This window comes from Azospirillum sp. B510 (assembly GCF_000010725.1).
Taxonomy (GTDB): Bacteria; Pseudomonadota; Alphaproteobacteria; order Azospirillales; family Azospirillaceae; genus Azospirillum; species Azospirillum lipoferum_B.
On the sequence record NC_013854.1, the window covers coordinates 2102329 to 2122171 of the forward strand.

General features: G+C 68.1%; 18 protein-coding genes. 13 read left to right on the plus strand and 5 right to left on the minus strand.

Annotated elements, in window-relative coordinates; genetic code table 11:
* Positions 1-28: 28 nt before the first annotated feature.
* The 6 genes from AZL_RS09690 (at position 29) to AZL_RS09715 (ending at position 5660) form a co-directional block, all read left to right on the plus strand.
* On the plus strand, positions 29-1171 hold the full coding sequence (locus tag AZL_RS09690) for a flagellar basal body P-ring protein FlgI (protein WP_012974453.1): 1143 nt from the start codon (positions 29-31) through the stop codon (positions 1169-1171).
* Positions 1171-1560, plus strand: coding sequence for a rod-binding protein (locus AZL_RS09695; protein WP_012974454.1), 390 nt, complete (start codon positions 1171-1173; stop codon positions 1558-1560). The genes AZL_RS09690 and AZL_RS09695 overlap by 1 nt, the downstream gene beginning before the upstream one ends.
* Entirely contained in the window at positions 1553-2062 is a 510-nt protein-coding gene (locus tag AZL_RS09700) for a hypothetical protein (protein ID WP_012974455.1), read from the plus strand. Before AZL_RS09695 ends, AZL_RS09700 begins: the two co-directional genes overlap by 8 nt.
* Positions 2063-2369: 307 nt before the next feature.
* Complete coding sequence (locus tag AZL_RS09705) at positions 2370-4310, plus strand: flagellar hook-length control protein FliK (RefSeq protein ID WP_148219273.1); 1941 nt, start codon at positions 2370-2372, stop codon at positions 4308-4310.
* 83 nt (positions 4311-4393) lie between these two features.
* Entirely contained in the window at positions 4394-5149 is a 756-nt protein-coding gene (locus AZL_RS09710; protein ID WP_012974457.1) for a flagellar hook assembly protein FlgD, read from the plus strand.
* 184 nt (positions 5150-5333) lie between these two features.
* Positions 5334-5660 (plus strand): DUF1153 domain-containing protein, encoded by a 327-nt coding sequence (locus AZL_RS09715; RefSeq protein ID WP_012974458.1) that lies wholly within the window; start codon positions 5334-5336, stop codon positions 5658-5660.
* Between the two features lie 89 nt (positions 5661-5749).
* Here the strand turns inward: AZL_RS09715 and AZL_RS09720 are convergent, their stop codons facing one another.
* Complete coding sequence (locus AZL_RS09720; protein ID WP_148219274.1) at positions 5750-6358, minus strand: TetR/AcrR family transcriptional regulator; 609 nt, start codon at positions 6356-6358, stop codon at positions 5750-5752.
* Between the two features lie 145 nt (positions 6359-6503).
* Here AZL_RS09720 and AZL_RS09725 point away from each other — a divergent pair, with 145 nt between their 5' ends.
* Positions 6504-6947 carry a MaoC family dehydratase gene (locus tag AZL_RS09725; protein ID WP_012974460.1) on the plus strand — a complete coding sequence of 148 codons (444 nt, stop codon included), beginning with the start codon at positions 6504-6506 and terminating at the stop codon, positions 6945-6947.
* Between the two features lie 108 nt (positions 6948-7055).
* On the opposite strand, the gene AZL_RS09730 is transcribed toward AZL_RS09725, so the two are convergent.
* Complete coding sequence (locus AZL_RS09730) at positions 7056-7979, minus strand: S-methyl-5'-thioadenosine phosphorylase (protein ID WP_012974461.1); 924 nt, start codon at positions 7977-7979, stop codon at positions 7056-7058.
* Positions 7980-8043: 64 nt separating this feature from the next.
* Positions 8044-8745, minus strand: coding sequence for a rhomboid family intramembrane serine protease (locus AZL_RS09735; RefSeq protein ID WP_012974462.1), 702 nt, complete (start codon positions 8743-8745; stop codon positions 8044-8046).
* A gap of 221 nt (positions 8746-8966) precedes the next feature.
* Here AZL_RS09735 and AZL_RS09740 point away from each other — a divergent pair, with 221 nt between their 5' ends.
* Positions 8967-9764: an oxepin-CoA hydrolase, alternative type gene (locus AZL_RS09740; protein WP_012974463.1), complete on the plus strand. Its 798-nt coding sequence runs from the start codon at positions 8967-8969 to the stop codon at positions 9762-9764.
* A gap of 49 nt (positions 9765-9813) precedes the next feature.
* Here the strand turns inward: AZL_RS09740 and AZL_RS09745 are convergent, their stop codons facing one another.
* Positions 9814-11292, minus strand: coding sequence for a methyl-accepting chemotaxis protein (locus AZL_RS09745; RefSeq protein ID WP_042442905.1), 1479 nt, complete (start codon positions 11290-11292; stop codon positions 9814-9816).
* Between the two features lie 366 nt (positions 11293-11658).
* Here AZL_RS09745 and dprA point away from each other — a divergent pair, with 366 nt between their 5' ends.
* The 5 genes from dprA (at position 11659) to AZL_RS09770 (ending at position 18554) form a co-directional block, all read left to right on the plus strand.
* Complete coding sequence (dprA, locus tag AZL_RS09750) at positions 11659-12795, plus strand: DNA-processing protein DprA (protein WP_012974465.1); 1137 nt, start codon at positions 11659-11661, stop codon at positions 12793-12795.
* 46 nt (positions 12796-12841) lie between these two features.
* Positions 12842-15640 carry a type I DNA topoisomerase gene (gene topA, locus AZL_RS09755; RefSeq protein WP_012974466.1) on the plus strand — a complete coding sequence of 933 codons (2799 nt, stop codon included), beginning with the start codon at positions 12842-12844 and terminating at the stop codon, positions 15638-15640.
* A gap of 251 nt (positions 15641-15891) precedes the next feature.
* A complete protein-coding gene (locus tag AZL_RS09760; RefSeq protein ID WP_012974467.1) occupies positions 15892-16710 on the plus strand; it encodes an enoyl-CoA hydratase in 819 nt (272 codons plus the stop codon).
* Complete coding sequence (locus tag AZL_RS09765; protein WP_012974468.1) at positions 16707-17237, plus strand: CoA-binding protein; 531 nt, start codon at positions 16707-16709, stop codon at positions 17235-17237. The genes AZL_RS09760 and AZL_RS09765 overlap by 4 nt, the downstream gene beginning before the upstream one ends.
* A 21-nt stretch (positions 17238-17258) precedes the next feature.
* Entirely contained in the window at positions 17259-18554 is a 1296-nt protein-coding gene (locus AZL_RS09770) for an O-acetylhomoserine aminocarboxypropyltransferase (protein ID WP_012974469.1), read from the plus strand.
* Between the two features lie 22 nt (positions 18555-18576).
* On the opposite strand, the gene AZL_RS09775 is transcribed toward AZL_RS09770, so the two are convergent.
* Positions 18577-19818 carry an MFS transporter gene (locus tag AZL_RS09775; protein ID WP_012974470.1) on the minus strand — a complete coding sequence of 414 codons (1242 nt, stop codon included), beginning with the start codon at positions 19816-19818 and terminating at the stop codon, positions 18577-18579.
* Positions 19819-19843 lie beyond the last annotated feature (25 nt).

Consider the following 19843-nt stretch of genomic DNA (forward strand, 5'->3'; position numbering starts at 1 on the left):
CGGGCACGAGTACAGGAGTGTCCGCGTCATGATCGCCACCGCCCTTCACCTTCTGCGCCGCCACGCCGTTCCGGCCCTGCTGACCGCCCTGCTGGCGTTCGGCGTCCCGGCGGCACCGGCGGTCGCCGCCTCCGCCCGCATCAAGGACATCGTCGATGTCGAGGGCGTGCGCGACAACATGCTGATCGGCTACGGGCTGGTGGTGGGCCTGAACGGCACCGGCGACAGCCTGAACAACTCCCCCTTCACCGAGCAGAGCCTGACCGGCATGCTGGAGCGGATGGGGGTGAACACCCGCGGCACCAACCTGCGCACCAAGAATGTGGCGGCGGTGATGGTGACGGCGACGCTGAACGCCTATGCCGCCCAGGGCACGCGCATCGACGTCACCGTCTCGGCGATGGGCGATTCAAAGAGCCTGCTGGGCGGCACCCTGCTGGTCACCCCGATGATGGGTGCCGACGGCGAGGTCTATGCCGTGGCGCAGGGGCCGATCGCGGTGTCGGGCTTCACCGCCCAGGGCCAGGGCGCCAGCGTCACCCGTGGTGTGCCGACCTCCGGCCGCATCTCCTCCGGCGCCATCGTGGAACGGGAGATCCAGTTCTCGCTGGCCGAGCTGCCGGTGCTGCGCCTGTCCCTGCGCAACCCGGACTTCACCACCGCCCAGCGGGTGGCGACCGCCATCAACATCCAGCTGCGCGGCAACCGCGCCCAGGCGACCGATCCGGCCTCCGTCCTGATCAATGTGCCGGAAGCACGGCGCGGCGACGTGGTTGGGCTGGTGACGGAGATCGAGCAGCTTCGCATCACCCCCGATCAGGTCGCCCGCGTCGTGGTGGACGAGAAGTCCGGCGTCATCGTGATGGGCGAGAATGTGCGCATCTCCACCGTCGCCATCGCCCAGGGCAACCTGACCATCCGCATCACCGAGACGCCGCAGGTCAGCCAGCCCGGCCCCTTCAGCCAGGGCCAGACCGCGGTGGTACCGCGCACCGACATCCAGGTCGACGACCAGTCCAACAACCGCCTCGCCGTGATGAATTCCGGGGTGACGCTTCAGGAGTTGGTACAATCCTTGAATGCGCTTGGGGTGGGACCGCGGGACATGATCGCCATTCTCCAGTCGATCAAGGCCGCCGGCGCCCTGCAAGCCGAGATCGAGGTGATCTGATGTCCCTGAGCCCCGCCCTTTCCACCGCTTCGGCCCCGCGCGGCGCCTCGCCCACCTCTTCACTGGTGGAGCGCGCCCAGGCCGCCGGATACGGCGTGCGCACCCTGACGAAGATTTCCGACATCGAGGCCAAGACCGACCCGGCAAAGCTTGCCCAGCTGCGCAAGTCGGCCGGCGAGTTCGAAAGCCAGTTCGTCTCGCAGATGCTGGGCCCGATGTTCGAGGGGATCGGAACCGACGAAACCTTCGGCGGCGGCCGCGGCGAGGAGATGTTCCGGCCGATGCTGATCGAGCAGTTCGGAAAACAGATCACCCAGCGCGGCGGCTTCGGCATCGCCAAGCAGGTTTACGACGAGCTTCTTCGCGCCCAGGAGGCCAGCCATGGATAAGGTCGACGTCCGTTTCCCCCAGCCGGCCAAGCCGGCCGCCAACCTGCCGAAGAACGCCGAGGAGCGCGCGGTGGCGCTGGTCGAGCTGATGGGGCGCCTGACCAGCTTGCTGGAGCGCGAGGCCGCCGCCGTCCGCGCCCGCCGCCCGGCCAGGGAACTGGCCCAGATCGTCAAGGACAAGCAGCCGATGACGCTGGTCTATGAGGAGATCAGCCGCCTGCTGCGCGTCGACCGCGAGGGGCTGATTGCCCTGTCCCCGGAGTTGAAGACGGCGTTGAGGGAGGGCACCGGCAGACTCTATGCCGCCACCGCCGACAATGCCGAGGCTCTGCGCGTCGGCGGTGAGGCGCAGAAGGTGATGGTCGACACCGTGGTCGGCGCCATCACCCGCCAGCAGAAGGCGCCGACCACCGCCTATGCCGCGCATATGGGCGGCGGCCGCGGCTATTCCCCGCCGCCCAGCGGGCCACGGACGTCGGCGGCGCTGAACACCAGGCTTTGAAGGGCCGGCTCCGCACCGACCTCATCCGTGACCGCCGGACCCCTTCGGACGGCCGCCCCTCGCCGGGCGGCCATTTCCGTTGCGGCCGGGCCGTCTTCGCGACCATGACCGCCACGGCAAGAAAGACCCCGCACCCGGCGGATTTTGCCGGTCCCTTTTGCCGGTTCGGAGCGTGGCATGCGGCGGGAACCGCCGCCCCGCCCCCCGCAGAAGCGCTCCCCGGCGGGATTCGGCGGTTGGCCCGTCCATTGCATTGATCCCGCGACACCGCCACCGGCGCATTCCGCCGTTTTTGAGAGGCCGTTCCATGGAAGTCCAATCGAACAACATCGCCGCGTCCTTGTTCGACGGTCTCGCCCAGTCCCAGCAGACGCAGGGGACGGGGACGAAGAACGACCTCTTCTCCAAGATGATGGACCGCATGCTGGCCGACGCCGCCGCGCGCAAGCGCGAGCAGACCGATGCCGCCGCGCGCGACTCCGCCAAGGAGGCGGCGAACAACGCCGCAAGGGACGCGGCAAGGGAGGCAAGGGAAGCCCGCGACGCCAGGGCGGAGGCCCAACGCCGGCAGCCGCTACGGGCGGAACCCAGACCCGATCCGAAGCGGGCCGACGCCGCCCAGACCGCGCGTTCCGATGCGGACGCGGCCCGCGCGGCGGAGAAGGCCGGCAAGACGGACGGCGGCGACCGCCCCGTCGAGGCCAAGCGTGAGGACCGCCAGCCGCCCAAGGCCGAGAAGCCGGTGAAGGGCACGGCGAAGGCCGATGCGGCGAAAACGACCGCCGACAAGAGCGGAGCGGCGAAGAGCGGCGAGGCCGCCGGCGCCGATGCCGGCGAGACAGACGCCACGACCGAAAATGCCGGCGCCACGGCTGTCGATGCCGCCAGCGATGACGCTTCCTCCGCCCAGGACGCCGCGGCGGGGGACCAGGACACGGCCCAGGCCGACGACCAGGCCAAGGACCCAACCAAGGACCAGGCCGTCGACCAGACGGCCCTCGCGCAGCCGGTTCCGCCGCAGCCGGTGCCACAGGCCAGCGACCTGATTCTGGCCGGGCTGATGCGGAGCGGACAGGCGACGAAGACCACAGCGGATGGAAATGCCGATGGCGGGGACGGCATTGCCACCGCAGGAGCGGGCGGAACCGGGACGGCCGATGTCCTCACCCCCGTCGCCGCCCAGCTTGCCCAGGCCCAGGCCCAGGCCCAAGCCATGGCTGGCGCGGCGGCCGGCGGCCCGGCGGGAGCCGCCGCCGGGACCGTCACCGGTGCCGCTGCTGGTGCCGCCACTGGTGCCGCCACTGGTGCCGATGCGAAGGCGGCCGGCAAAGGCGGCGACGCAGCCCAGACGGCGGATGCGGCGACGGGCGCGGCGGCGGACACCGCCAAGGCCGATGCCCTGCCGACCGACGAGGACGCGGCGCTTCCCGACCGCTTCGCCGATCTGCTGGCCGCCGCCAAGGCGAAGTCCGGCGAGACCAAGCAGACCGGCAAACAGGCCGGTGGCGAAAGCGGGAACCGGAACGACGCCCAGCCACAGCCGCAGGCGATGCCGACGCCCCAGCCGCCGGCCCCGGCCGCCGCTCCGGCCGCTCCGGTGGCACACGCCATCGCGACCGCCGCGACCGATACGGCCACCAAGGCGCTGGAGGGGGTCGATGCGACCGGGAACGCCGGTTCCGCCGGCTCCTCCGCCGCCGCCAACCCGCATCTCCACCCGGCGCTGGCCGCGATGGAGGGCGCCCATGGCGGCATGCCCGGCATCGACCAGCCGCAGGCGGCCGCGACGCTCCGCCCGTCGCGCGGTACCGGCATGCCGATGGGGGTGCAGGACCAGATCGCCGTCCACATCAAGAAGCATGTCGGCGAGGAGACCGATCAGTTCACCATCAACCTGCACCCTGCCGAGCTGGGCCGGATCGACATCAAGCTGGACATCGGCGCCGATGGCCGGGTCAACGCGATGGTCGCGGTGGAAAAAGCGCAGACGCTCGAGCTTCTGCAACGCGACAGCCGGGGATTGGAACGCGCCTTGCAGGATGCCGGACTGCAAACGGACTCCAACAGCCTGAACTTCAGCCTGCGCGGCGAAGGCAACCCCTTCGCCGGCAACGGCCAGGGCGATGGCAAGGGCACCGGAGCGGGACGGCGCGGCCGCGGCTTCGGCGGGGGCGGCGACGATGACGGGGCCGACGGCGCCGTCTATACCGCCACGCTCGGCAACGGGCGCGTCGACATCCGCGCCTGACGCAACGCCTCGCCGCGGCCCCCGAAGGGATCACGGCGGCAGATCACAGATTTCGGCCGGAAAGGCCACAAAGGAAGACCGCCATGGCCACGACCACCAGCACCACCAACAACACCCCGACCATCAACCAGTTCGGCACCTTCTCGGGCGGCAAGTCCACCGGTTCCAAAACGGCGGACGAGACGTCGAAGACCCCGCAGACCGATGCCCAGAAGACCGCGTCGGCCACCAAGGGGCTGGGCGACAATTTCCAGACGTTCCTCACCATGCTGACCACGCAGATGAAGAACCAGGATCCCCTGAAGCCGCTCGACACCAACGACATGACCAAGCAGCTGGTCGACTTCGCGAACGTCGAGCAGAACATCGGCACCAACAGCCGCCTGGACAAGCTGGTGCAGTTGCAGTCGGCCGGCACCGCCTCTACCAACCTCGCCTATCTCGGCCGCACCGTCGCCTTCCAGGGCGATACCTTCCAATACACGCAGGGCATGACCCAGGCCCCGCTGGGCTATGAGCTGGCGACCTCGGCCAAGTCGGTGCGCGTCGACATCCTGGACGCCAACAGCAACATCGTCCGCACGATGCAGGGCGACACCACCGCCGGTGTCAAGCATGCGGTCGCCTGGGACTTCAAGGACAACAACGGCAACGCGGTGCAACCCGGCACCTATCGCCTGAACATCGCTCCGATGTCGGAGAACAAGGACGACACCATCAAGACGACCACCTACACCTTCGGCACCGTCTCGGGCATCGGCAACAACAAGGATGGCGAGACGGTGCTGAATGTCGGCCCGAGCGAAGTGCCGCTGTCGAAGTTGACCACCGTGTATTGACCGGGGCCGGTCGCATGAACCGACCGCCGCCATCCCAGGACGGCCGGGACGCCGCCCCGGCCGTCCGGGGAGCCGGCTACCACCCGATAAAATGTTAACCCTTTCGTTTAGGCATTTGTTAAGTGCCGGCGCCTACAGTACCCCGAAATCGTGGAATCCACAGTTTGGGTTGGAGCGTCCGCGCATGGCACTCATAGAACTCGACACCGGCGATGATTCGGCAGCCGGTGCATCGGTCATTGGTCCTGAGGGGCGTCCCATGACCGAAAATGATCTTCCCCCGCCCGACACCAAGCGTTGGGTGATGCGCCGCAAGGCCGAGGTCGTCGCCGGCGTCCGTTCGGGCCTGATAAGCCTGGAGGAGGCCTGCCGCCGCTACACCCTGTCGGTGGAGGAATTCCTGTCCTGGCAGCGGTTGATCGACAGCCACGGCATGCGCGGCCTGCGCGCCACCCGTCTGCAAGACTACCGCCCCGGCCAGTCGGTCCGCGAGCGGATCACCGCGGACTGACGACCCGCGCGTCTTCTTCGCCACAACGCCGCAGGTCCGCCCTGCGGCGTTTTCGCATTCGGGGCGGGGGATAAGCGCGACCTCCCAACCTATTCCCGAAGCTTTCCACAGGCCAAATCGATCAGCGCCGCCGCCGTGCTCGCCACCGACGCGTTGCCCGGCCCCAGATCCAGCACCCGGCCGGCGGCATAGGCGCCTTCCATCAGCAACTGCAACTGCGCGCATAGCTGGTCCGGATCAGCGGCACCGGCCGCCAGCGCCAGCGCGCGCAGACGGTCACGCACCATGCGCTTGTGGGCCAGCGCCAAGACGCGGGCGGGATTGGCGGGGTCGCGAAGCTCGGCCGCCGCGGTCGTGAAGGGACAGCCCTGGAATTTCGGATGGGCGATCCAATGGCTGAGCGACAGGAACAGCGCCTTCATCTGGGTGCGTGGGTCGCCGGGATGACGGGCGGTCACCCGCTCCCACCACGCCGCATGCCAGACCATGTTGCGTTCCAGATAGGCGCAGACCAGATCATCCTTCGAAGCGAAATTCCGGTACAGGCTCATCTTGGCGACGCCGGAACAGGCGATGATCATGTCGATGCCGACCGCGCGGATGCCGTCGCGGTAGAACAGTTCCGCCGCGGTGTCGAGAATCCGGTCGCGCGCCGGCTTGCGTGCGACCGCCGTCGCGGCTCCCTCGATCCTCGGCATCCCTGATCCCATCCGTTGCGAACGGCCAGGGCCAAGCCCGGCATTGACAATGATACAGACCTGTCTCTACCATCGCAAGAGAGAGACAGGTCTGTATCATCGGCTGACCGGCCTTTGCTCACCCCAACGAATGGAGTTCCGGGAGATGCGCTATTTCGAAGACATCGCGGTGGGCGACCGTTTCACCAGCGGGCCGCTGACGGTCGAGGCGACGGAGATCGTCGCCTTCGCCGAGAGGTTCGACCCGCAGCCCTTTCATCTGGACGCCGAGGCGGCGAAGGACACGCTGTTCCGCGGGCTGGCGGCCAGCGGCTGGCACACCGCCGGGCTGACCATGCGGATGATCGTCGGCAGCGATGCGAGGCTGGCCGGCGGCTATATCGGCATGGGGGTGGACGAGATCGGCTGGCCGCGCCCGACCCGGCCCGGCGACGTGCTGCGCATCGAGATGGAGGTGCTGGAGGCCCGCCGCTCGACCAAACGGCCCGGCCAGGGCGTGCTGCGGGTAAAGACCACCACCTTCAACCAGAAGGATGAGGTGGTGCAGACGATGACCGCCAACCTGCTGGCACCCGGCCGCCCCGCCTGAAATTGGAAAGCCCCCGCTTTCATTCAGCGGGATGAGTCGATGAAGGGCGGGAGGAGTGGTGATGCCGGCTGGCGGCACAGCCCCATCCCCCCTTCCCATCCCCCCTTCTTATCCGAGGGCGCGCTTCACGATCAGCGACAGCTTATCCAGCATCGCCGGGTCGCGGTGGGCGGGTGCCGTCATGATGGCGTTGTCGAGCGCGGTGTGGCAGCCCTGGACGCACAGCCCCTGGCGCCGCGCCATCTTCGGCGCCAGCGCCGCCACCAGCGCGCGCGCCTTGCCGGCATTGGCGACCACCACCTTGATCACCGCATCGACCGACACATGGTCGTGATCCTCATGCCAGCAATCGTAATCGGTGACCATGGCGACGGTCGCGTAGCACATCTCCGCCTCGCGGGCGAGCTTGGCCTCCGGCATGTTGGTCATGCCGATGACGTCGCAGCCCCAGCCGCGGTACAGGTTCGATTCGGCGACGGTGGAGAATTGCGGCCCCTCCATCACCATATAGGTGCCGCGCCGCTGGCGCGGGATGTCCAGTTCGGCCAGCGACTCCTCGATCAGGTCGCCCAGCCGGCCGCAGACCGGATGACCGAACCCGACATGGGCGACCAGCCCGCTGCCGAAGAAGGTCTTGGCGCGGGCGAAGCTGCGGTCGATGAACTGGTCGATCACCACGAAGGTGCCCGGCGGCAGATCTTCCTTCAACGAACCGACCGCCGACACCGACAGGATTTCCGTCACGCCCAGCTGCTTCAGCGCATGGATGTTGGCGCGGAAATTCAGCTCGGACGGCGGGATGCGGTGGCCACGGCCGTGGCGTGGCAGGAAGACCAGCTTCCGCCCCGCCAGCTCGCCGGTCAGCAACTCGTCCGACGGCTCGCCGAAGGGCGTCGTCACCTTGACCCAGCGGGTGTTCTCCAACCCGTCGATGTCGTACAGGCCGCTACCGCCGATCACCCCCAGAATCGCCTCGCCAATCGCCTCGCCAATCGCCTCGCCAGCCGTTCCGCCGCTCGCACCGTCGCCCATGAACCGTCGCCTCCCACTCAAAGGACGCGCGAGTATTTCGGTCGCGCAGGGCAATTGCAACCGCTCAGGCGGCGCCGGAAGCACGGCCGCGCCGAGACGGGCGGCGCAGCAGGGCACCCAGCAGCAGCCCGGCGCCGACCCCGCCGGCATGGGCGCCCCAGCCGACCTCGGCCAGTGGCGAGTCCGCTCCGACCGGCACCAGCATCATCGCCGCGTTCAGGAACGCGAAGACCAGGATCGCCCCCTGCACCAGCCGCCGGGGCCAGAACCGCGACAGCGGTCCGAACCGCGGCCGCATCGACAGGAAGGCGCCCATCAGCGCGCAGATCGCCCCGCTCGACCCGATCAGCGGCGCCATCCGGTCGGTGGTCAGCAGCCCCTCGGTCAGCGCCGCCGCGACCGTGCCCATCAGGAAGACCAGAAGGTAGCGGAGATGACCGGCCTCCCGCTCCACCACGTCGCCGAGCAGCCAAAGAACCGCCATGTTGGACAGCAGATGGGTCAGGTCGCCATGGATCAGCACATGGCCGAACAGGCCCCGCCACAGCGCCCCGGTTGGCAGCGGCCCCGCCAGTTCGACCGTTCCGAAGAAATAGGCGGGAACGAAGGCGAAGGATTCGGGCGGCAGCCGCAGGACGAAGGCCAGCACGCAGACAAGGATCACGATCCGGTTGGCATAGGGAGGACTGGGCGCCTGGGTGGCGGGCCCGCCCCCAATCTTCCGGCCTCCCGGCTTCCGGTCCTGCCGGTGCAGCGCCAGCGCCATTCCCCGCCCTCGCCATTCGTCGTCCGGAGCCGCCCCGCGCGGCGATAGGTCTCACCCCAATGTAGGAAGGGGGGATGTTGAAAACAGCCGTTTCCGGCGCCATCCGACCTTCCTCTATACCGGTCGGAGGGATTGGAGCGCCGCCCTCACGCTGGCACAGTGTTACCACCATCCGGCGAGGGCGCCTTCGCCGGACAACGACAACCGGGGAAGAAACAACCATGAACGAACGTCAGGATACCGGCAGCATGACGGTGGAACGCCAGGGCCGCGTCATGGTGCTGACCATGAGCGACGCCGGCACCCGCAACGCGCTGGGTTTGAAGATGATGGGGGCCGGCCGCGACGCGCTGGACGAGGCGACGCATGATCCCGGCATCGGCGCCATCGTGCTGACCGGGGCCGACGGCGCCTTCAGCTCCGGCGGGCACCTGACCAATCTCTATCACCATGGCAGCCGTTCGCGGTCCGAGAACCGGGACGGGATCGAGCGCTTCCATGGCTGGGTCCGCGCCATGCGCGAATGCCCCAAGCCGATCATCGCCGCGGTCGAGGGGCCGGCGGCGGGCGCCGGCTTCTCGCTGGCGTTGGCCTGCGACCTGATCGTCGCGGCGGAGGACGCGGAATTCCTGACCGCCTATGTCAAGGTCGGGTTGACGGCCGACGGCGGCGCCTCCGCCTCGCTCGCCCGCGCCCTGCCGCCGCAGCTCTATGCGGAGCTGATGCTGACCGGCGGTCCGGTCGACGCGACCCGCCTGCATGCGGCCGGGGTCGTCAACCGCGTCACCGCGACCGGCCGCGCGCTCACCGAGGCGATCACCTGGGCGCAGACCATCGCCGACGGACCCGCCGGCGCCATGGGCCGGGCCAAGAAACTGATGGAGCTGGCCTATGGCAGCTTCGCCACCCAGCTGGCCCGCGAGAGCGACCTGTTCGTCGAGGCTCTGCACCATGGCGAGGCGAAGGAGGGGATCACCGCCTTCTTCGAGAAACGCCCGCCGGTGTTCCACAAGCGCTGACGGGGATGGACGGCCGGGTGTCGCGGACAGCGCGCCGCCCGGCCATCCATCAGCGAACCAGCACGTGCGCCGCCTCCTTGGTCCGTTCGACCGCACCAGCCACCTGATTGACCGCGGCGGAGATGGCGGCGATGTTGGACGTCACCGTCTCCACGGCGGCGGAGGCCGTTTGCATGCTCGACGACATGCTCTGGGTGACCGCGCTCTGTTCCTCGACGGCGGACGCGGTGCCGGTCACATGCTCCCGCACCACCGACACGGCCTCGCGGATGGCGTTCAGCGCGGTGGCGACCTCGGTCGAGGTCGACTGGATGCCTTCGATCTCGGCCGAAATCTGTTCGGTCGCCTTGCCCGCCTGATTGGCGAGATTCTTCACCTCCGACGCGACGACGGCGAAGCCCTTCCCCGCCTCGCCGGCACGGGCCGCCTCGATGGTGGCGTTCAGCGCCAGCAGGTTGATCTGGCCGGCGATGCTGTTGATCAGCCCGACGATGCCGTTCATCGCCTGGGCGGCGGCGGCCAGCCGATCGGTGCTTTCCCCGACGGCGACGGTGCGGTCGAAGGCGCCGTCGGTCGCCGCCCGGGCGCGCGTCATGCTTTGGGAAATCTCGGCGATGGAGGAGACCAGCTCCTCGGCGCTCGCCGCCACCGCCTGCACGCTGGCCGAGGTCGAGCCGGCGGCGTTGTTGGCGGAATCCGCCTCGCCCACCGACTCGTGAAGCGCCTGCTCGATCTCGCCGAAATTCTTGTCGATCATCACCTTCAGGTTGTTCAGCAGGGTGATCTGAGGGGTGATATCCACCGCGAACTTCACGACCTTGGTGACCTTGCCCTTCTCGTCGAAGATCGGGTTGTAGGCGCCTTCGATCCAGACCGGCTTGCCTGATTTGCCGATCCGCTTGTACTGGGCCGCCTGGAATTCGCCGCGGCGCAGCGTGTCCCAGAAGCGGGCATAGTCGGCGCTTTGGCGGTAATTGGACTCGACGAACATGCTGTGATGCTTGCCGACGACCTCGTCCAGGCGATAGCCCATCACCTTCAGGAAATTGTCGTTCGCCTTGGTGATGATGCCGTCGGTGGTGAACTCGATCACCGCCTGCGACCGGCTGATCGCCGCCATCTGCGTGGCGTAGTCGAGATTCTCCAGCCGCTCCTTGGCGTCGGCCCATTCGACGACGAAGCCGATGCGCTGGCCATCCTCCGTCAACGGCGTGACCAGCAGGTCGAACTGGTGCCCGCCCACCTTGATGGTGGCTCCATAGGGCTTGGTCAGCGCCGCCAGCAGCGAGCGCTGGTGGCTGGGGTTCTTATGGAAGACGTCGATGTTGCTGCCGACAAGGCGGTTGACATCCAGACGCGGCAATTCCTTGCGCAGGTCGCCTTCGACTTCACGCAGAAGTGCCGTCACCGCCGGGTTGACATGGACGATGTTCAAATTCTCATCGGCCACCATGACCTTCGCCCTTAAGGCGTCCAGCGCCGACATCTTACGTTGAAGCGCCCGGTTGTTCTTCCCACGTCCAAACATTCCCCACCCCACCCGAGTACACTGTTATGACTCAGATCATACCGACACTGAAATTAGCCGCCATAGGGGATTCTCCGCAGTTTTGCGTCCGAATCCGGCGAATTTCCTTAAGGTTATCACCCGCAACAACACGACCGTCACATTGGCCGGATGTCGCATCCGGACGATGCCCAGGCGGCCGATCAATCAATCCAAAGCTGAAAACAGGCCCTTATCATACCGAACGCCTCACGCCTCTTCCCTCCGGTCACTTCAGATGGCCCCCCTCTCCGAACGGATTGGACGCGGGAAAATGATCTCCTTCATTCGTCACAGCATCCGAATGCATGTTGAACACGGAGATGATGGGTTGTAAATGTTTTGAACATGACGCAACCAAGACACCCTTTGACCGACTCCGAGCGGCTTGACTGGATCCGGCTGATCCGCAGCGAGAATGTCGGCCCCATCACCTTCCACCGCCTGCTGGAACACTATGGCGGCGCCGGCAAGGCGCTGGATGCCCTGCCCGACCTGGCGCGGCGGGGCGGCCGGGCCAAGCCGCTGCGAATCGCCGCCAAGGCCGAGGCGGAACGGGAGATGGAGGCCAACCGGCGCTTCGGCGCCCGGCTGCTGTGCGCCTGCGAGCCAGACTATCCGGAAGCCCTGGCGGCGATCGACGACGCGCCGCCGGTGATCTCGGCCGGCGGACACGCCCATCTCTTGCGGCGGCGCGCGGTCGCCATCGTCGGCGCGCGCAACGCCTCGCTGAACGGCAAGAAATTCGCCGAATCGCTGGCGCGCGATCTTGGGGAGGCCGGGCTGCTGGTGGTGTCCGGCCTTGCCCGCGGCATCGACACCGCCGCCCATGCCGGATCGCTCGGCAGCGGCACCGCCGCGGTGCTGGCCGGCGGCATCGACGTGGTCTATCCGCCGGAGAACGAGGCCCTGTACCGCGACATCCTGGCGCAGGGCGTGATCGTGGCGGAGAGCGCCATCGGCACCCAGCCGCAGGCCCGCCATTTCCCCCGCCGCAACCGCCTGATCTCCGGCCTGTCGCTGGGCGTGCTGGTGGTCGAGGCGGCACCGCGTTCCGGCTCGCTGATCACCGCGCGGATGGCGCTGGAACAGGGGCGGGAGGTGATGGCGGTGCCGGGCTCCCCGCTCGACCCGCGTTGCCACGGCACCAACAACCTGCTGCGCCAGGGCGCCACGCTGGTGGAACGGGCCGACGACGTGCTGCGCGCCATCGAGACCCTGCGCGCGCCGACGCTGGCGGAACGGCGGCGCGACCTGTTCAGCGCAGCGATCCACCCCCCCGGCAAGGCGGCCGAACCGGACGAATCCGACCTCGCAAGGGCGCGCGCCCTGGTGCTGGAAAACCTCGGCCACTCGCCCGTCACCATTGACGAACTCGTCCGCGGGTGCCAATTGTCCGCTCCGGTGGTGCTGACCGTGGTTCTGGAACTCGAGCTTGCCGGCCGAGTCCAGCGTCTTCCCGGTCATCAGGTCTCTCTCGCCTGATCGGCATCCCCGTGGTTTGGGTGGGCATACGCGAAGGGCTGGTTTCTTGCCGGGCAGCAACGTCGTCATCGTCGAATCGCCGGCCAAGGCGAAGACCATCAACAAATATCTGGGCGACGACTATACCGTCATCGCCAGCTTCGGCCATGTCCGCGACCTGCCGGCGCGCGACGGCTCGGTGCGCCCGGATGAGGATTTCGCGATGGAGTGGGAGCTGGGCGACCGCTCCAAACGCCACATCGACGAGATCGCCAAGGCGGTGAAGTCGGCCGACCGCATCTATCTCGCAACCGATCCGGATCGCGAGGGAGAGGCCATCGCCTGGCACCTGTCCGAACTCCTTCGCGAAAAGCATCTGTCCGACAACCGCGACGTCCAGCGCGTCACCTTCAACGAGATCACCAAGTCGGCCGTCCAGACCGCCATGGCCAACCCGCGCGCCGTGTCGCAGGAATTGGTCGACGCCTATCTGGCGCGCCGGGCGCTCGACTATCTGGTCGGCTTCACCCTGTCGCCGGTGCTGTGGCGCAAGCTGCCCGGTTCCAAGTCGGCCGGCCGCGTGCAGTCGGTGGCGCTGCGCCTGATCTGCGAACGCGAGTCGGAGATCGAGGTCTTCAAGCCGCAGGAATACTGGTCGATCGCGGTCGGCTTCACCACGCCGTCGGGCTCCGCCTTCACCGCGTCGCTGACCCAGCTGGACGGCAAGCGCCTCGACAAGTTCGGCCTGCCCAACCGCGAGGCCGCCGAGGCCGCGGTGGCGAAGATCCTGCCACGGAGCTTCGCAGTCTCGTCGGTCGAGCGCAAGCAGAGCCGGCGCAATCCGTCGCCGCCCTTCACCACCTCCACCCTTCAACAGGAGGCCTCGCGCAAGCTGGGCTTCGGCGCGACCCGCACCATGCGCACGGCGCAGAAGCTGTATGAGGGCGTTGATATCGGCGGCGAGACGGTCGGCCTGATCACCTACATGCGAACCGACGGCGTCAGCCTGTCGCAGGAGGCCATCGACGGCGCCCGCGGCCTGATCGGCTCGCATTACGGCGAGCGCTATGTCCCGGACCAGCCACGCGTCTACAAGACCGCCGCCAAGAACGCCCAGGAGGCGCACGAGGCCATCCGGCCGACCGACCTGCACCGCCGGCCCGAAACGGTCGCCGCCTATCTGGAGCAGGACGAGCTGCGGCTCTATGAGCTGATCTGGAAGCGCACGCTGGCCAGCCAGATGGAAAGCGCCGTTCTGGATCAGGTGGCGGTGGACATCGCCAGCCCCTCCGACAACGGGGCCAAGGCGGTGGTCCTGCGCGCCACCGGCTCCATCGTCGTGTTCGACGGCTTCCTGAAGGTCTATCAGGAGGACCGCGACGACGCGGCCGAGGACGAGCAGCAGGAACGCCGCCTGCCGGCGATGGACCAGGGCGACGCTCTCGCCCGCGGCGACATCGCCCAGGACCAGCATTTCACCCAGCCGCCGCCGCGCTATTCCGAAGCCAGCCTCGTCAAGAAGCTGGAGGAGCTGGGCATCGGCCGCCCCTCCACCTATGCCTCGATCCTTCAGGTCCTGCAGGACCGCAACTATGTCCGGCTCGACAAGCGGCGCTTCATCCCGGAGGATCGCGGCCGGCTGGTCACCGCCTTCCTGGAGAATTTCTTCCACCGCTATGTGGAGTACAACTTCACGGCGGAGCTGGAAAACCAGCTGGACGAAATCTCCGATGGCAAGATCGATTGGAAGACCGTCCTGCGCGACTTCTGGACCGCCTTCGACGTGGCGGTGAACGGCACCAAGGACCTGACGATCACCCAGGTGCTGACCACGCTCGACAACGAACTGGGCGCGCATTTCTTCCCCGCCGCCACCGAGGGCGGCCATGACCCGCGCGTCTGCCCGGTCTGCCGCGAGGGCCGGCTGGGGCTGAAGCTCGGCAAGATGGGCGCCTTCATCGGCTGCTCGCGCTATCCCGACTGCCGCTACACCCGGCCGCTGGCCGTCGCCAACGACGAGAATGGCGAGGCGCAGGAAGGCCCGCGCGAACTGGGCAACGATCCGGAGACCGGCCTGCCGGTGACGGTGCGCCGCGGCCCGTTCGGCGCCTACATCCAGCTCGGCCCGGCGCCGGCCGCCGCCACCCCGCCGGAGGAGCCGGCGGCGGAAGAGCCGGCGGCCGACGGCAAGAAGCCGAAGGCGAAGAAAAAGAAGAAGGACGAGGCGCCGAAGCCCAAGCGGGTGTCGCTGCCCAAGGGCATGGCCGCCGCCGATGTCGACCTCGACACCGCGCTGAGGCTGTTGGCGCTGCCGCGCGCCATCGGCAACCATCCGGAGACCGGCGAGGAGATCAGCGCCGGCATCGGCCGCTTCGGTCCCTATCTGAAGCATGGCAGCGTCTACAAGTCGCTGACGGCGGACGACGACGTGCTGACGATCGGCATCAACCGCGCCGTCGATCTGCTGGCCGGCGCGGCGAAGAAGGCGTCGGCCCCGGCCAAGACGCTGGGCGACCACCCCAAGACCGGCAAGCCGATCACCATGGGCTCCGGCCGCTTCGGCCCCTATGTGAAGCATGCCAGCGTCTATGCCTCGATCCCCAAGGGGACCGAGCCGGACAGCGTCACGCTGGAGCAGGCGCTGGAGCTGATCGAGGCCAAGGTCGCCAAGGACGCCGCCAAGAAGGGCAAGGCCCCGAAGGACGCCGAGCCGGCCAAGGCCGAGGGCGCCGAGGCGGAGAAGCCCGCCAAGGCGAAGGTTCCCGCGAAAAAACCCGCCGCCAAGAAGGCGACCAAGGCGAAGGCCGCCAAGGACGCTCCCGCCGAAACCGCCGCCCCGAAGAAGAAGACCGTCAAGGCGTCGTAACCCCCTGTCCCACCCGGCCTCGGATACCCCCCTCTCCTCCTTGAGGAGAGGGAGGATTTCGCTCTGTTGCAATCCTAATTTCCTATTAAAAAAATAGATTTTATTTCCGTTCAAACATGCTTCCCCGTTGAATTCCCCTGCTACCTGTCGTCTCATTCCTCCCGGCCGACAGCTTCCCCGTGTTGTCCGCGAGCCCGGCGCGTTAAGCTGCCTGCGCTGCGCAACCGAAGAAGCACGGGAGGACAACGACCATGAGCGCCGCGGTTTCCACACATGACCCCCATGCCACGCCGGATGTCCCGCTGGTCTTGCGCCAGGACTGCAATGGGGTCGCCACGCTGACGCTGAACCGGCCGAAGGCGCGCAACGCGCTGTCGGTCGGGCTGATGGCGGCGTTGCAGGACGCGCTCGACGCCATCGACGAGGACGGCACCGTGCGTGCCGTGGTGCTGGCCGGGGCCGGCGGCGCCTTCTGCGCCGGGCATGACCTGAAGGAGATGCGCGCCGCTCCCTCGCGCGCGCTGTACGAGGCGCTGTTCACCCAATGCTCGCGCCTGATGCTGACGATCAGCCGCATCCGCCAGCCGGTGATCGCCAAGGTGCGCGGCGTGGCGACGGCGGCCGGCTGCCAGCTGGTGGCGAGCTGCGACCTCGCCTATTGCGCGGAGGACGCGCGCTTCGCCACGCCGGGCGTGAACATCGGACTGTTCTGTTCGACGCCGATGGTGGCGCTGACCCGCGCGGTCGGGCGCAAGGCGGCGATGGAGATGCTGCTGCTCGGCGACCTGATCGATGCGGAGGACGCCGAGCGCATCGGCCTCGTCAACCGCGCGGTGCCGGCCGACCAGCTGGACGAGGTGGTCGATGGCATCGCCGCCAAGATCGCGTCCAAGTCGCCGCTGACGCTCGCCACCGGCAAGGAGGCCTTCTACCGCCAGATCGAGCTGGATGCCGAGGGCGCCTATGCCTACGCCGCCAGGGTGATGACCGAGAACATGATGGCCGAGGACGCCGCCGAGGGCATCGACGCCTTCCTGGGCAAGCGCACGCCGGTGTGGTGCGGCCGATGAGCGAGGCCCGAACCGCCGAAATCACGGATCCGGCCGCCTACACCGACGCCTTCCTGCGCGGCGTTCTGGAAAGCGTGAAGAGCATCGCCGTGGTGGGCGCCAGCGCCGATCCGGTGAAGGCCAGCTTCTTCGTGATGAAGTATCTGCGCGACAAGGGCTATCGGGTCATCCCGATCAACCCGAAGCTGGCGGGGCGGACCATCCTCGGCCTGCCGGTCTACGCCAGCCTGAAGGATTTGCCGGAGCCGCCGGACATGGTCGATGTCTTCCGCAACGCCACCGCCGCCGCCGGGGTGACGGACGAGGCCATCGCGGCGGGCGCCAAGGTGGTGTGGATGCAGCTCGGCGTCCGCAACGACGAGGCGGCGGCGCGGGCGCAGGCCGCCGGGCTGACCGTGGTGATGGACCGCTGTCCAAAGATGGAGTTCCAGCGCCTCTATGGCGAGATCGGCCGGATCGGCGTCAATTCCAACCTTCTGGTGACGCGCCGCCGGGCGCCGACGAAATCGTTCAAGAAACTGATCTGAAAAATTGGGGGAATCACACTGATGACTGAGCAGAAGAGCTTCGGCTTCGAGACCCGCGCCATCCATGCCGGCGCCGCTCCCGATCCGGCGACCGGCGCGCGCCAGACGCCGATCTACCAGACCACCAGCTTCGTCTTCGAGGATGTCGACGACGCCGCCTCGCTGTTCAACCTGCAAAAGGTCGGCTTCATCTATTCCCGCCTGACCAACCCGACGGTGGCGGTGCTGGAGGAGCGGCTGGCCAATCTGGAGGGCGGTGCCGGCGCCACCGCGACCGCGTCGGGCCATGCCGCCCAGCTGCTGGCGCTGTTCCCGCTGATGGCGCCGGGCGACCACATCGTCGCCTCGAAGAAGCTCTATGGCGGCTCGCTGAACCAGCTCGGCATCAGCTTCCCGCGCGCCTTCGGCTGGCAGCCCAGCTTCGTCGACACGGATGACGTCGAGACCGTCAAGGTGGCGCTGACCGAGAAGACCAAGGCGATCTTCGTCGAGAGCCTCGCCAACCCCGGCGGCGTGGTGACCGACATCGAGGCCATCGCGAAGATCGCCGACGAGGCCGGCATCCCGCTGATCGTCGACAACACGCTGGCCACCCCCTACCTGATCAACCCGATCGACTGGGGCGCCACGCTGGTGGTGCATTCGACCACCAAGTTCCTGTCCGGCAACGGCACCTCGGTCGGCGGCGTGGTGGTGGACAGCGGCAAGTTCGACTGGAGCAAGTCCGGCAAGTTCCCGGCGCTGAGCGAGCCCGACCCCGGCTATCACGGCCTGCGCTTCCACGAGACCTTCGGCCATCTGGCTTTCACCATCCATGGCCATGCCGTCGGCCTGCGCGACCTCGGGCCGAGCCAGGCGCCGATGAACGCCTTCCTGACGCTGAACGGCATCGAGACGCTGCCGCTGCGCATGCAGCGCCACGCCGACAGCGCGCTCAAGGTGGCGCGGTTCCTGGAAAGCCATCCGGCGGTGAGCTGGGTCAGCTATGCCGGGCTGGAGTCGTCGAAGTATAACGCGCTGGCGCGGAAGTACCTGCCGCGCGGCGCCGGTGCCGTCTTGACCTTCGGCGTCAAGGGCGGCTTCGAGGCCGGCGTGAAAATGGTGGAGAGCGTCGAGCTGTTCAGCCACCTCGCCAACATCGGCGACGCGCGGTCGCTGATCATCCACCCCTCCTCGACCACCCACCGCCAGCTCTCGGCGGAAGCCCAGGCCTCGGCCGGCGCCGGTCCCGAGGTGATCCGCCTGTCGATCGGGCTGGAGACGCCGGAGGACATCATCGCCGACCTCGATCAGGCGCTGTCCAAGACGCTGGCGTAAGGTTTGCTGAACCGGCGGCGGGTCACTCCGCCGCCGGCAGCGGCTCGGCCACCGGTTCGGCCTTCCGGCGGTCGTCGGGCAGCAGCAGGGCGGCGGTGAAGGCCATGGCGGCCAGCGCCGACAGGGTCAGGTAGAGCATGGTGAACTCGCCGGTACGCTCATAGACCCAGGCGACCAGCTGCACCGCCAGCGGGCCGGCGCCGAAGGACAGGATGTATTTGGCGCCAAAGGCCAGCCCGCGGTGCTTGTCCGGGGTATAGCGGGCCAGAAGCAGGTTTTCCGCCGGGATCTGCGTCTGCGAGGCGATCACGACCAGTGCGGCGGCGGCGACCAGCGGCAGGTTGGCCAGAAAGGCGACCGCGGCCATCATCGGAATCTGGACCAGTAGGCAGAGCGTGTAGACCCTTTTGAGCGAATGGCGGTCGGCCAGCACGCCGCCGATCATCTGCGGCAGGGCGGAGATCAGATAGACCACCGTCACCAGCCCGCCGACCCCCAGCGTGCCGCCGCCCAGCCAGCCGCCCAGCCGCGCCTCGAACAGCTTGGGCAGCACCACCTGCATGGCGTTGAAGATCAGACCGGCGCAGACCATGGTCAGCGACAGCACGAAGAAGGCGCGCATCACGTCGCCGCGCGACGGCTTGGGCTGCGGCTTCACGTCGGCATGCCGGTCCTGGACGATGCCGGTCAGCAGCAGCAGGGCCAGAACGATGCCCAGGGCCACGCAGATCGCGCCGGGAATGATGAAGGCCATGCGCCAGTTCAGCCACTGCGTCAGGCTGCCGGCCACCACCGCGGCGGTGGCGACGCCGAAGGTGCCGAACAGCCCGAGCCAGCCCATCGCCTTGCCGCGATTCTCGGCGTTCGCCATCATCCAGGCCATCCCGACCGGGTGGTAGATCGACGCCCCCAGCCCGAGCAGGGCGAGCGCCCACAACAGCATTTCCGGCCCGTCCGACAGCCCGGCCAGCACCGCCCCGCCGCCGGTCATCAGATAGAAGACGGCGATCATGCCGGCCGAACTCCAGCGGTCGCCCAGCCATCCCGCCAGCGGCGCCCCCAGCCCGATCATGAAGGCGCCCAGCGTCCACAGCCGGATCAGCTCGTCATAGGAAAGCTTCCATTCGGTCTCCAGCGCCAGGACGATGGTGAGGAACAGCGCCGACACGATGTGCATCAACGTGTGCCCGACCCAGGCGAAGCCGACGGACAGCCGGGCCGAGGTCGGCGACGGCAGGACGGCGCTGGCGGATGGATGGCTCATCGAACGTCTCCGGCCCCGGATTTGT